We start from the raw sequence: 12,240 nt of genomic DNA, 5'->3' as shown, positions 1-12,240 counted from the left end.
AGGAGGGTATAGGCGGTGGGGGAGGGGGGCGTGGGGGTGGTGGGGGGGGGGGGAGGGGTGGTGGGGCGGGTGGCAAGGGGGTGCCTTGGTTTTTTCTCCCCCCCCCCCCCCCCCCCCCCCCCCCACCGCCGTGTTGTGCCAAGCTCGGACCATGGACGACAGGACCTTGCTGGCCCGAATCCAGGAACTGGTCGACGAGGAGCACGAGCTGCGTGGCAGGTTCGCCGCCGGGCAGCTCTCCGCAGACGAGGAACACGCCCGACTGGGCGCGCTGGAAGAGGCGCTCGACCAGTGCTGGGACCTGCTGCGTCGCCGCCGGGCCGCCCGGGACGGCGGCGGCGACCCGGACGCCGTCCAGCCACGGCCCACCGGCGAGGTGGAGAGTTACCTGCAGTAGTGGCTGCGGCGAGGAGAACCGCAGGTCAGCCGGCCAGCACCGCGGCCACGGCCGGGATCACACCGGACGCTTCCCGGGTCGGCGCGTACCGCTCGTCCAGCCAGTTGCGGCCCCGGTGCAACCAGACGCTGGGCAGTCCGGCCGCGGCGGCTCCGCCGATGTCGGCCTCCGGGCTGTCACCCACCATCCAGGCGCCGCGTAGCCGCATCCGCACGCTCTGCGCGGCCAGTGCGAAGATCCTCGGGTTGGGTTTGCTGACCCCGGCGGCCTCCGAGATCACCCAGTCGGCCACGTACCGGTCCAGGCCGGTCCGGCGGATTTTCGCCTCCTGCTGGCGGGCCGTCCCGTTGGTGACTATCACCGGCACCCAGCCGGCGTCCCGTGCGATCGCCAACGAACAGGCCACCAGCGGATCCAGCCGGGTGTGCCGCACGACGCCGTCGTGCAGCTCCTCGACCAGGTCGACCGACGACGACCGGAGTCGATACCGCTCCCGGAGCGCGTCGGCCAGATCCCACCGGTCGGTCAGCCCGTCGGCATCGACGGAGACCAGCCAGTCGATGTCGTCTCGTGGGGCACCGACCGAGTCCAGGAATTCCTGACCCCACACGCGAAACGCCCCGGCCCGGTCGAGCAGGGTGTTGTCCAGATCCAGGAGCAGGAGTGGCACGGGCGCACCTTACGCGACACCGTATGGCGGGGAACAGTCCCAGAATGTAAACGAGTACCGGTAGCAAGCCGTACGTACGGCTTGCTACCGGTCTGCCCACCTGACACGATCACATCATGCCCCGGGTGAGCCAGATCCAGCTCGACGCACGCCGCCAGGAGATCCTCGCCGCCGCCCGGGTCTGCTTCGCCCGGCACGGGTACGAAGGTGCCACCGTCCGCCGGCTGGAGGAGGCCACCGGGCTGTCCCGGGGAGCGATCTTCCACCACTTCCGGGACAAGGACTCACTGTTCCTGGCGGTCGCCGAGGACGACGCGGCCGCGATGGTCGAGACGGTGGCCCGCAACGGCCTGGTCCAGGTGATGCGCGACCTGCTCACCCGGGCAGACTCCCCGGACACCGCCGGCTGGCTGGGCAGCCAGCTCGAGGTGTCCCGGCGGCTGCGTACCGACCCGGACTTCGCCCGGCGCTGGGCCGCCCGGTCCGCCGCGATCGCCGAGGCGACCCGGGAGCGGCTCGGCCGCCAACGCGATGCCGGCGTGCTGCGCGACGACGTACCGATCGACGTCCTGGCGCGGTTCCTGGAACTGGCCTACGACGGGCTGGTGCTGCAGCTGGCAATGGGGCGGCCTGGCAGCGACCTCGGCGCCGTCCTCGACATCGTCGAGGAGGCGGTACGTCGACCTCCGCCACGCTGACCGGTGGCACGGCTGTCCCACAATAGGGACCACCGTCAGCGCGGGAGCGTCGGTGACCCGACGCCCGCCCAGCGACCAGGAGACCCTATGACGCCCGGTGACACTTGGGGCATCCCCGGCCCCACCTTCCTCGTCGTCTTCGGACTGACCGCGCTGGTGCTCCTCGTCGCCAACCTCGGCTACCGGCGGATCGCGCTCTCCGGGCACGACGGCCGCACCGGATCACTCGGCGGCGCCGAGGTCGCGTACCTCAACGGCGGGGGCCGGTTGGCTGTGTACGCCAGCCTGGCGGCGTTGCGCTCGGCGGGCAGCGTCGACGTCGGCAGCCGCGGTACGTTGCGGGCGGCCGGTCCACTGCCGGCCGGTGCCGGGCAGCTCGACCAGGCGGTCCACCACGCCGCGCAGCGCCAGGTACGGGTCCGCGACCTGCAGACCGATCAGTGGGTCGTCGACGCGCTGCATCGAATGCGCGACGGCCTGGTCTCTGCCGGGTTGGCCATCGGTGACGGCCAACGCCGTACCGCCTGGCTGCTCGCCGGCACGGTCGGGATCCTCGCCGCCGTCGGTGTGCTGCGGGTGTTCGCCGGCGCCGCGAACAACCGGCCGGTCGGCTACCTGGTGCTGATGCTCGCGGTCACCGTACCGGTGGCGATGGTGCTGTTCTTCTCGGTGCCGCGCCGTACCCGGGCCGCGAATCGCCTCCTCACCAAACTGCGCAGCCAGTACCGTCACCTCTCGCCGACCTTGCGGCCGGCCCCCGCGACGTACGGTGTCGCCGGCGCTGCGATGGGGGTCGGCGTTTTCGGAGCGGCGTCCTTGTGGGCCATGGACCCGGCGTTTGCGGGGACCGCGGAGATCCAGCGGGTGAGCTCCGGCACCGGGTCCTCCGGTTGGGGCGGTGACAGCGGCGGGGGTGGCGGTGACGGAGGAGGCGGCGGCTGCGGTGGCGGCTGCGGCGGATGAGCCTGATGTCCGTCACCGCCTGGCCGCCCAACCCCGACGGTGGGCTCGGGGTCGGCATCGGCTGGCGGCCGGAGATCTCCGGCTTCGTCGATGGATTGCCCGGATTGCGCTTCTGCGAGGTGATCGCCGAGTCGGTCGACCCCGGCCGGCCACTGGACGACGGGCTTCGCCGGCTCCGTGAGCGTGGGGTGACCGTCGTGCCGCACGGCGTACGGCTGTCCCTTGGCAGTGCCGAGCCGGTCGAGCAGGACCGGGTCGATCGGCTCGCGGGCGTCGCCGAGCTGCTTGGCGCGCCCCTGGTCAGCGAACACATCGCTTTCGTCCGGGCCGGCGGGGTCGAGGCCGGGCATCTGCTGCCGCTGCCCCGCACCTGGGCGGCGGTCGACACGGTCGTCGGCAACGTCCGGCGGGTGTCCGCCGAGCTGCCGGTGCCGATCGCGCTCGAACCAATCGCCGCAGTGTTCGACTGGCCCGACGACGAGCTCGACGAGGCCGACTTCGTCAGTGAGGTCATCGAACGCTCCGGCGCGCTGCTGCTGTTGGACGTCGCGAACGTTTACGCCAACGCCCGCAACCGGGGCGACGACCCGGTCGCCCTGCTCGACCGGCTGCCGCTGGAACGCATCGCGTACCTGCACGTCGCTGGCGGTGCCGCCGACCGGGACGGGATCTACCACGACACGCACACCGACCCGGTCCCAACCGAGGTGCTGCAGCTGCTCACCGACCTGTGCGCCCGGCGGCGGCCACCAGCGGTGCTACTGGAGCGGGACGGACGCTATCCACCGGCCGAGGTGCTGCGCGCCGAACTGGACACGATCTCGGCGACAGCCGGTCTGGACCGGGTCACGTGACCGGCCAGGCATCGTCCGACGACGCTCCCGACCCCCGTACCGGGCTTGCCGCCACCCGACGGGCAGAGCTCGCCGCCGCCCAACGTGCGCTGGTCGCGTCGCTCGTCGACGACACCGATCCGCCGCCCGGCTTCGACCCGTACCGGCTGTCGGTCGCCCGTACCGCGCTGCTGCGCAAGCGGGCCGGTGAGGTGGCCCGGCACTGGCCGTTGCTGGCCGCCTCGCTGGGTGACGCCTGGCCGGCCGTGTTCGTCCGCTGGGCTACGGGCCGGCGGTCGGCGGGTGGGTTGCGCGACGGCTGGGACTTCGTCCGGGCGCTGGCCGCCAGCGACCGTCTGCCGGGCCTGGCCGTGGCGGAGCTCGCCGGCCGGGAGGCCGGCTGGTGCTACGACGGGTCGTCAGCTCCCCGCCGACGCCGTCTCCCGGCGGTACGACGGCTGCCCGGCGGGTGGACGGTCCAGGTCGCCGGCCGGGTCCGGACGTTCGGCCTCCGCCGGTAGCCGGCCCGGTCGTCCGCCGGGGTCACGACCGGCGGCTTCACGGCATGCGGCAGGATCGTGGGCATGGACCTCGGCCTCGAAAACCGGGTGTACGTGCTCACCGGCGCGTCCCGTGGACTCGGCTACGCCACCGCCGCCTGTCTGGTCGCCGACGGAGCACGGGTGGTGCTCGCCGCCCGGGACGCCGCCGGGCTGACGGCGGCGGCACACCGCCTCGGCGGCCCGCGGCAGGCGATCGCGGTCAGCGCCGACCTGGCCGAGCCGGACTGCGCGGCACGCCTGGTCGCGACGGCCCAGGAGCACTTCGGCCGGATCGACGGCGCGTTGATCTCGGTCGGCGGGCCGAAACCCGGTCCCAGCCACGCGGTCAGCGACGAACAGTGGCGGGCGGCCTTCGACACCGTGTTCGTCGGCACGGTACGGGCGGTACGGGCCGTCGCCGACGCGCTACCCGCCGGCGGTGCGGTCGCCGTGGTGCTGTCGACGTCGGCCCGGATGCCACTGCCCGGCCTGGGCATCTCCAACGGGCTGCGGCCCGGTCTCGCGGCGGTCGCCAAGGAGCTCGCCGACGGCTACGCCGGCCGGGGCGTCCGGGTGGTCAGCCTGCTGCCGGGCCGGATCATGACCGACCGCAACGTGGAGCTCTTCGCCGCGAGCGACGATCCCCAGCAGGCCCGGGCCGAGGCGGAAGCGGACATCCCACTCGGTCGGCTGGGCGAGCCGGAGGAGTTCGGGCGGGTGGCGGCGTTCGTGCTGTCCCCGGCCGCGAGCTATCTGACCGGAATCACGCTGCCCGTCGACGGCGGCGCGCTGCCCTGCCCCTGAACGGCTTTTCGGCGTGTCCACCGACCGGGCCACGATGGCGCAGCTGCTGGCCGACGCTGTCGGCCGTACCCTGCCCGACGTCGTCGGACCCGATCTCGACGTGCTGTTCTGCGGAATCAATCCGAGCCTGTACTCCGCTGCCGTCGGCCACCACTTCGCCCGCCCGGGCAACCGGTTCTGGCCGACGCTGCACCGGTCCGGTTTCACGCCCCGGCGGCTCGACCCCAGCGAAGATCATCTGCTGCCCGGGTTCGGGCTGGGCGTGACGAACCTGGTCGCCAGGGCGACGGCGCGGGCCGACGAACTCACGCCGCCGGAGCTGGTCGCCGGAGGCGCGCGGCTCGTCCGGCTGGCCGCCGCGTGCCGACCCCGGTGGATCGCCGTGGTCGGGGTGACCGCCTACCGGCTGGCGTTCGACCAGCCACGGGCGGTCGTCGGACCCCGGCCCGAGGACCTCGGCGGCGCGAGGCTCTGGGTGCTGCCCAACCCGAGCGGGCTCAATGCCCACTACCAGCTCGACCGGCTCGTCGCCGAGTTCGACCGGCTACGGCAGGCGGTGACGGCCGGACCGCCGCAATAGGCGGTTACTGGTGGCGGGCCAACCGCTCGCGGATCAGCTGACCGAACAGGCCGGCAGGTTGTCCGCAGTCGAGGCACTGAAGACCTTCGTCGAGACGTGGCCCCCCGCACTGGGCGCACCGGCCCCGGTCGCGCGGATCGTGGTACGACCGCAGGGCGGCGCAGAGCGCCGCAGCCACCGAGTCGGTCAGTACGACAGGGTCGGCGTCGCCGACGCGAACCGCCACGCCAGCCGACCGGGCCGGTGCCAGATCGAGCGCGGCCAGCCGCGCAGCGAACTCGCGCAGTGCCGCCGCGACCGCAGCCTCCGGTTCCATCGGCCCAGCGTAGTCGACGGCGGACCGCTATCCGGCGGCGGTGCCCGACGGCGGGGGCAGGTCCTGTTCGGCCGGAAATGCCCGACCCGACCCGGCAGTCACCGGATCCAGCCCGGTGTCGTCGAGGTACGGGGTCGGCGAGTCGGCCATCGCGAACTGGGTTCGGTACAGCTCGGCGTACAGCCCACCGGCGGCGATCAGCTCGGCGTGTCGACCGCGCTCCACGATCCGGCCCTCGTCGAGGACGAGGATCTGGTCCGCGTCGCGCACCGTCGACAGCCGGTGCGCGATGACCAGTGCGGTACGGCCGGTGAGCGCGACCGACAGGGCGCGCTGCACCGCCGCCTCGGACTCCGAGTCGAGGTGGGCGGTGGCCTCGTCGAGGATGACGATCGACGGTGCCTTGAGCAGCAGCCGGGCGATGGCAATCCGCTGTTTCTCGCCGCCGGAGAAGCGGTAGCCGCGCTCACCGACCACCGTGTCCAGCCCGTCCGGCAGGGCCCGGACCAGCCCGTCGACCTGCGCGCCGCGCAGCGCCGCCCACATCTGGTCGTCGGTGGCGTCCGGCCTGGCGTACCGCAGGTTCTCCGCGATCGTCTCGTGGAACAGGTGGGAGTCCTGGGTGACCACCCCGATGGTGTCGCGCAGCGAGTCGAGTGTCGCGTCACGCACGTCCACCCCACCCACCCGGATCTCGCCGTCGCTCACGTCGTACACCCGGGAGACCAGCATGGCGGTGGTGCTCTTGCCGGCGCCGGACGGGCCGACCAGGGCGACCAGCTGCCCCGGCTCCACGGTGAACGACACCCCGCGCAGCACCGGCTCGGAGACCGTGCGGTCGAGCGTCGCGACGTCCTCCAGCGAGGCCAGCGAGATCTCGGCGGCGCTGGGGTACCGGAACCGGACGTCGCGGAACTCCAGTCGGCTCGAGCCGGGCGGCACGACGACGGCGTCCGGGCGCTCGGCGATCGACGGGGCGAGGTCGAGCACCTCGAACACCCGGTCGAAGGAGACCAGCGCGCTCATCACGTCGACCCGCACGTTGCTCAACGCGGTCAGCGGCCCGTAGAGGCGGGTGAGCAGCAGGGCCAGGGTCACCACGGTGCCGGCGCTGACCGCGCCGGTGACCGCCAGCCAGCCGCCGAGTCCGTAGGTGAGCGCCTGGGCGAGCGAGGCGACCAGCAGCATCGCCACGAAGAAGGTACGCGAGTACATCGCCGACTGGATGCCGATCTCCCGGACCCGGTCGGCCCGCTCGGCGAACCGGCGTGCCTCGACCTCGGGCTGGCCGAAGAGCTTGACCAGTAGCGCGCCGGCGACCCCGAACCGCTCGGTCATCGTGGCGTTCATCTTGGCGTCGAGGTCGTACGACTCCCGGGTGATCTCCGCGAGCCGCTTGCCGACCCGGCGGGCCGGCACGATGAAGATCGGCAGCAGCACCAGGGACAGCGCGGTGATCTGCCAGGACAGGGTGAACATCACCGCGGCGGTGAGCACCAGTTGGATGACATTGCTGACCACACCGGACAGCGTCGAGGTGAAGGCCCGCTGGGCGCCGATCACGTCGTTGTTGAGCCGGCTGACCAGCGCACCGGTCTGGGTCCGGGTGAAGAACTGCAACGGCATCCGCTGCACGTGGTCGAAGACCCGGGTCCGCAGGTCCAGGATGATGCCCTCACCGATCCGGGCGGCGTACCAGCGTTGGGCCAGGGAGAGCAGCGCGTCCACCACGGCGAGACCGGCGATCAGCAGGGCCAGCCGGACCACGGTCGCGCCGGCGTCGGCGCGACCGGCGGTGATCGTGTTCACCACGTCGCCGGCGAGGACCGGGGTGGCGACCCCGATGCCGGCCGCCAGCACGACGGTTACCAGGAAGACGCTGATGTCCCGCCGGTACGGGTGGGCGAAGGCGACGATCCGCCGGGTGGTGCCCCGGCTGACCCGGTGGGAACGTAGCTGGTCGCCGTCGCGCATCGAACGCAGCATGCCCCAGCCGGCCCCCATGCCACCCATCCCACCGGATCCAGCCATCGGCACCCGCCACCTTCGTCTCGCCACCGTCGCGGGTACCAGTGTCCCGGACGCCTACGACAACAGTTCAGGTAACTGGTGTCTTCCCGTTGAGGCCTTACTGCCCGACCCGGCGGCTACTCGCCGGCTCCGGTCAGGTCCCGGATCCGTCGGGTCTGCGCCTCCCGCTCGGCGCGCAGCTGGGCGGCGGGGGTGCGGTCGGTGGCTCCGGTGAGCAGGGCCTTGATCTCGACGACCGCGTCGCGGGGCCCGGCCAGCACGGCCGCGACCAGGTCGGCGACGGCCGGGGCCAGCTCCGTCGCGGGCACCACCAGGTTGGCCAGCCCGAGCCGATCGGCCTCGGCCGCGTCGAGCCAGCGACCGGTGACGCAGATCTCCAGGGCCCTGGCGTAGCCGACCAGGTCGACGAGTCGCCGGGTGCCACCGAGGTCCGGCACCAGGCCGAGGGTCACCTCGGCCATCCGCAGCCGGGCGTCGTCGGCCAGGACGCGCAGGTCGCAGCCGAGGGCAAGCTGGAATCCGGCGCCTACGGCCGGCCCGTGCACGGCGGCGACGCTGATCACGTCGGGGCGGGCCAGCCAGGTGAAGGCCTCCTGGTACTCGGCGATCCGGGCGGCGCACTCGTCCGGCGACAGGGCGGCCAACGGCGGCGGGGTCGGATCGTCACCAGGCGGACCGTCACCAGGCGAGTCGGCTCGCGGATGGTCGGTCGCGGCGAGATCCGCATCGGTGCCACCCGCAGCGCTGGGATCGAGCAGTGCCTGGATCGCGCCCCGGTCGAGGCCGGCGGAGAAGGCCCGACCGGCGCCGCGGACCACCACGACGCGAACGTCGCCGCGCAGCTCCCGGCCGATGCCGCGCAGCGCCCGCCACATCTGCGGGGTTTGAGCGTTGAGCACGTCGGGCCGGTCCAACGTCACTGTCGCGACCGGCCCGTCGTAGTCGAGTCGTACGCCACCGGACACGGTCAACGAGGGCCTTGACCGTGACAGCGGGGTACGGGGCGCAACTGGATCGTCACCCCTTCTTGCGACGCCGAGCGCCGCCACGCTGGCGCAGTTGCACGCCGGACTCGGTGAGCACCCGGTGGACGAACCCGTACGAGCGGCCGGTGGAGGCCGCAAGGGCGCGGATGCTCTCGCCGGATGTGTACCGCTTGACCAGGTCCTTGGCCAGGGTCTGACGCTCGGCTCCGACGATCCGGCGACCCTTCTCGGTGGTGGCGGCTGTGCCGGTGGCTGCCATGCTGATTCCTCACGTCCCAGACTGTGCGGTTCGATGCGGTCCCACCTATTAGACCGTCTCCAACGATCATGCGCCAGATATCAACTGTTCGCCAACCGACACGCACAGCCCTGTCAGTTACCCGATACGGCGCCACCGAGGAATCCCACCGGCATGCCGGCAGCCCTTCGTCAGCCCCACCCGGTGCGCCTTGTTCATACAATTCACGCTATCCGATAATGACGTTCACCGATGAAGCATCGCCCCGGGCCGGGCTGCCGGACGGACCGCGCCCTCATGCAAGTTCCACGAGTTCGAGCAGGTCGTCGCTCCACGCGTCCTCATCACCGTCGGGCAGGAGAATCGCCCGGTCTGGTTTGAGAGCCAGCACCGCACCCGGATCATGGGTCACCAGGACGATGGCGCCGGGATACCGGGCGATGGCATCGAGAACCTGTTCACGACTGACCGGATCCAGGTTGTTGGTCGGCTCGTCGAGCAGCAATACGTTCGCCCCCGAACAGACCAGCGTGGCCAACGCGAGCCGGGTCTTCTCCCCACCGGAGAGCACCCCGGCCGGCTTGTTCACGTCCTCACCGCTGAACAGGAACGCACCGAGAATCTTTCGCAGGTCGGTATCCGCCTGGTCGATCGCCGCACTGCGCATGTGGTCGAGCACCGAACGCTCGACGTCCAGGGTCTCGTGCTCCTGCGCGTAGTAGCCGATCCGCAGCCCGTGCCCGGGCCGCACCGCACCGGAATCCGGCTCGACCAGGCCACCGAGAATCCGCAGCAACGTCGTCTTGCCGGCACCGTTCAGCCCGAGGATCGCCACCCGGGAGCCACGGTCGACCGCCACGTCGACCCCGGAGAAGATCTCCAACGATCCGTACGACTTCGACAGCCCTGCCGCCGTCAACGGCGTCTTGCCGCACGGGGCCGGGCTGGGGAACCGGACCTTGGCCACCTTGTCGGCAACCCGCTCGTCCTCCAGACCGGCGAGCAGTTTCTCCGCTCGCCGGGCCATGTTCTGCGCAGCCACCGTCTTGGTGGCCTTGGCCCGCATCTTGTCGGCCTGGGCGAGCAGCGCACCGGCCTTCTTCTCGGCGTTCGCTCGTTCCCGGCGGCGGCGCCGCTCGTCGGTCTCCCGCTGCTGCTGGTACGCCGCCCAGCCGACGTTGTAGACGTCCACCACCGAGCGGGTGGCGTCGAGGAACCAGACCTTGTTGACCACCGCGTCCAGCAGGTCCACGTCGTGGCTGATCACCACCAGCCCGCCCTTGTGCCCGGCGAGGAAGCCACGCAGCCAGGTGATCGAGTCGGCGTCCAGGTGGTTGGTCGGCTCGTCGAGCAGCAGGATGCCGCCGCCGTTCTCGGCCGCGTCCCGGAACAGGATCCTGGCCAGCTCGATACGGCGGCGCTGACCGCCGGAGAGCGTCCCGATCGGCTGGCCCAGCACCCGGTCCGGCAGACCCAGGTTGGCGCAGATCCTGGCTGCCTCCGCCTCGGCGGCGTACCCGCCGAGGGAGGCGAACTGGTCCTCCAGCGTGCCGTAGCGACGGACCAGGCGCTCGTCGGTGCCGCCCTGCGCCAACTGCTGCTCGACTTCGTTCATCTGGGACATCAGCCGGTCCAGGCCGCGGGCCGACAGCACCCGGTCGCGAGCGGTCACGTTCAGGTCGCCGGTACGCGGATCCTGCGGAAGATATCCGACCGCGCTGCGCCGGTCGATCTGTCCGGTGTACGGCAGGCCCTCGCCGGCCAGCACCTTGAGGGTGGTGGTCTTGCCGGCACCGTTGCGGCCGACCAGGCCGATGCGGTCGCCGGGCTGCACCCGCAGGGTGGTGTCGGACAGCAGGATCCGCGAGCCCGCACGCAGTTCCAGGCCGGTAGCGGTGATCATTGGTAGCTCACTCCTGAGATCGGAAGCTGACTCGCGGACACGACAAAACGCCGACCGGACGTCCTGTCCGTCGGCGTGGGGCGGTTCAGCCTTCGCAGAGCAGCACGGCCCCATACTACCGGCGGCCGGCACCGCCACCCAGCCGGTTACCGGAGCCAAGATCGTCGACGGTGGTGGGTGAGTACGACGGCATCCGGTGATCCATCCACGACGGTGTCGCGGGACGCCGGCTGGCCAAGCGGTATGCGGCGCACCGCCGGCCCGGTGGACCGGCCTGACCGAATCGGGGAACTTGTCCGCCGACGGGGTGATGCACCACGCCGACCAGGGATGTTAGGCACATCAGGCGCGCGTAACGATCACTTGACTCCCTGGAGACGACACTCATGCTGCCCGGTGGGATGATGCCCATGACCCAGCTGATCGCGATGGTCCGCAGCACTTCGCCGCGACAGGCTGTCGGGCTGCTGGCAGCCATGCCGGCCGACCGCATCCCGGTGGCAGTTGCCGAGCTGACGACCACCGACCTGGTCCGGCTGCTACCGGCCGCCGGCGACGATCTGCGGTCCCGGTTGATCGGTCTGCTCAGCACCGATCAGGTGGCCGACCTGGCCCGAGCCATGCCGACCGCCGAGGCGGTGGCCATGCTCAATCGGCTTCCGGCCGAGCAGGTGCACGCGGTCGCCGACCGGCTGCCGCAACCCACCGTCGCTGCCCTGCTCACCGCGATGCCTGCGGACCGGCAGACCGACCTGCTGTCGGTGATGCGTCCGCAACAGGCGCATGCGGCCTGGGCCGGTACCTACCAACGGGAGGTGGCCGAGGCGCTCGCCCGGGCCAATGCCGAGGTGAGCATCCCGGCGAACGCCCCACCCGGAATCGTGCTGGTCCAGATCTTCGGCTGGCAGATCACCGTGGCCGCCCGCCGTGACGACGACGGACGGGTGGCGGTACGCGACGCCGAGGACGCGGCGTACCGCATGCGCGCCAACGCGGCGCTCGCGGTGACCGACTACCAGCCGGCCACCGACGTGCTGGACTACTGCGACGAGGCCCGCCGGCAGGGGCGCCCGATCAGCGCGGTCAGCTGGGTCGACGACCGGCACGACGGTTTCCTCAAACGGGCCCTGGTCAGTCTGGTGCACTGACCCGCCGAGCGCCACCAGACAGGACGGGAAAACGGGGGAGGGGAGGGGGGGATCAGAAAATGGAGGCGAAAAGCCCAAAACGGTCCCGGCACCCAGCAGTGGGCCTCGTGGTACACACCGGCAGGACCCAA

At 71.8% G+C, this 12,240-nt stretch carries 14 protein-coding genes; 8 read left to right on the top strand and 6 right to left on the bottom strand.

Annotated elements, in window-relative coordinates:
- The first annotated feature begins 151 nt into the window (after positions 1–151).
- Entirely contained in the window at positions 152–397 is a 246-nt protein-coding gene (locus tag ACXAHD_RS28115) for a DUF2630 family protein (protein ID WP_281550380.1), read from the top strand.
- Positions 398–422: 25 nt separating this feature from the next.
- Here ACXAHD_RS28115 and ACXAHD_RS28110 read toward each other — a convergent pair whose 3' ends face one another.
- Entirely contained in the window at positions 423–1,067 is a 645-nt protein-coding gene (locus ACXAHD_RS28110) for an HAD family hydrolase (RefSeq protein ID WP_281550381.1), read from the bottom strand.
- Between the two features lie 116 nt (positions 1,068–1,183).
- Here ACXAHD_RS28110 and ACXAHD_RS28105 point away from each other — a divergent pair, with 116 nt between their 5' ends.
- The 6 genes from ACXAHD_RS28105 to mug all read left to right on the top strand — a co-directional run bounded on the left by ACXAHD_RS28105 (position 1,184) and on the right by mug (position 5,487).
- On the top strand, positions 1,184–1,765 hold the full coding sequence (locus ACXAHD_RS28105; protein ID WP_281550382.1) for a TetR/AcrR family transcriptional regulator: 582 nt from the start codon (positions 1,184–1,186) through the stop codon (positions 1,763–1,765).
- Between the two features lie 87 nt (positions 1,766–1,852).
- The gene (locus ACXAHD_RS28100; RefSeq protein ID WP_475054372.1) at positions 1,853–2,728 is read left to right on the top strand and encodes a TIGR04222 domain-containing membrane protein; all 876 of its coding nucleotides are present in this window, start codon (positions 1,853–1,855) and stop codon (positions 2,726–2,728) included.
- Positions 2,729–2,733: 5 nt separating this feature from the next.
- Complete coding sequence (locus tag ACXAHD_RS28095) at positions 2,734–3,582, top strand: MbnB/TglH/ChrH family RiPP precursor modification enzyme (protein ID WP_289213080.1); 849 nt, start codon at positions 2,734–2,736, stop codon at positions 3,580–3,582.
- Positions 3,579–4,082, top strand: coding sequence for an SCO6045 C-terminal-like domain-containing protein (locus ACXAHD_RS28090; protein WP_289213081.1), 504 nt, complete (start codon positions 3,579–3,581; stop codon positions 4,080–4,082). Before ACXAHD_RS28095 ends, ACXAHD_RS28090 begins: the two co-directional genes overlap by 4 nt.
- 63 nt (positions 4,083–4,145) lie before the next feature.
- Positions 4,146–4,907 (top strand): SDR family oxidoreductase, encoded by a 762-nt coding sequence (locus ACXAHD_RS28085; RefSeq protein WP_289213082.1) that lies wholly within the window; start codon positions 4,146–4,148, stop codon positions 4,905–4,907.
- Positions 4,908–4,941: 34 nt separating this feature from the next.
- Complete coding sequence (gene mug, locus ACXAHD_RS28080) at positions 4,942–5,487, top strand: G/U mismatch-specific DNA glycosylase (RefSeq protein ID WP_282234700.1); 546 nt, start codon at positions 4,942–4,944, stop codon at positions 5,485–5,487.
- 4 nt (positions 5,488–5,491) lie between these two features.
- On the opposite strand, the gene ACXAHD_RS28075 is transcribed toward mug, so the two are convergent.
- The 5 genes from ACXAHD_RS28075 to ACXAHD_RS28055 form a co-directional block, all read right to left on the bottom strand.
- On the bottom strand, positions 5,492–5,803 hold the full coding sequence (locus ACXAHD_RS28075; RefSeq protein WP_289213083.1) for a hypothetical protein: 312 nt from the start codon (positions 5,801–5,803) through the stop codon (positions 5,492–5,494).
- Between the two features lie 27 nt (positions 5,804–5,830).
- Complete coding sequence (locus ACXAHD_RS28070; protein ID WP_289213084.1) at positions 5,831–7,834, bottom strand: ABC transporter ATP-binding protein; 2,004 nt, start codon at positions 7,832–7,834, stop codon at positions 5,831–5,833.
- Between the two features lie 116 nt (positions 7,835–7,950).
- Positions 7,951–8,805, bottom strand: a complete 855-nt coding sequence (locus ACXAHD_RS28065) for an enoyl-CoA hydratase/isomerase family protein (RefSeq protein ID WP_289213085.1) — start codon at positions 8,803–8,805, stop codon at positions 7,951–7,953.
- Between the two features lie 46 nt (positions 8,806–8,851).
- On the bottom strand, positions 8,852–9,079 hold the full coding sequence (locus ACXAHD_RS28060; protein WP_123602399.1) for a helix-turn-helix domain-containing protein: 228 nt from the start codon (positions 9,077–9,079) through the stop codon (positions 8,852–8,854).
- 274 nt (positions 9,080–9,353) lie between these two features.
- Entirely contained in the window at positions 9,354–10,961 is a 1,608-nt protein-coding gene (locus ACXAHD_RS28055; RefSeq protein WP_281550391.1) for an ABC-F family ATP-binding cassette domain-containing protein, read from the bottom strand.
- Positions 10,962–11,371: 410 nt separating this feature from the next.
- On the opposite strand from ACXAHD_RS28055, the gene ACXAHD_RS28050 reads away from it, so the two are divergent.
- Entirely contained in the window at positions 11,372–12,109 is a 738-nt protein-coding gene (locus ACXAHD_RS28050) for a magnesium transporter MgtE N-terminal domain-containing protein (protein WP_289213086.1), read from the top strand.
- Positions 12,110–12,240: the final 131 nt, after the last annotated feature.

Source organism: Micromonospora sp. ABR4_055 (assembly GCF_056160425.1).
Note: the sequence above shows the minus strand (reverse complement) of the source record. Positions and strands in the feature narration are given on the sequence as shown.

Bases quoted from the DNA above. Each gene is read 5' to 3' on its own strand.
- ACXAHD_RS28075 (WP_289213083.1), bottom strand. From the start codon at position 5,803: ATGGAACCGGAGGCTGCGGTCGCGGCGGCACTGCGCGAGTTCGCTGCG.
- ACXAHD_RS28055 (WP_281550391.1), bottom strand. From the start codon at position 10,961: ATGATCACCGCTACCGGCCTGGAACTGCGTGCGGGCTCGCGGATCCTG.
- ACXAHD_RS28095 (WP_289213080.1), top strand. From the start codon at position 2,734: ATGTCCGTCACCGCCTGGCCGCCCAACCCCGACGGTGGGCTCGGGGTC.
- ACXAHD_RS28060 (WP_123602399.1), bottom strand. From the start codon at position 9,079: ATGGCAGCCACCGGCACAGCCGCCACCACCGAGAAGGGTCGCCGGATC.
- ACXAHD_RS28085 (WP_289213082.1), top strand. From the start codon at position 4,146: ATGGACCTCGGCCTCGAAAACCGGGTGTACGTGCTCACCGGCGCGTCC.
- ACXAHD_RS28100 (WP_475054372.1), top strand. From the start codon at position 1,853: ATGACGCCCGGTGACACTTGGGGCATCCCCGGCCCCACCTTCCTCGTC.
- ACXAHD_RS28115 (WP_281550380.1), top strand. From the start codon at position 152: ATGGACGACAGGACCTTGCTGGCCCGAATCCAGGAACTGGTCGACGAG.
- ACXAHD_RS28050 (WP_289213086.1), top strand. From the start codon at position 11,372: ATGACCCAGCTGATCGCGATGGTCCGCAGCACTTCGCCGCGACAGGCT.
- mug (WP_282234700.1), top strand. From the start codon at position 4,942: ATGGCGCAGCTGCTGGCCGACGCTGTCGGCCGTACCCTGCCCGACGTC.
- ACXAHD_RS28105 (WP_281550382.1), top strand. From the start codon at position 1,184: ATGCCCCGGGTGAGCCAGATCCAGCTCGACGCACGCCGCCAGGAGATC.
- ACXAHD_RS28070 (WP_289213084.1), bottom strand. From the start codon at position 7,834: ATGGCTGGATCCGGTGGGATGGGTGGCATGGGGGCCGGCTGGGGCATG.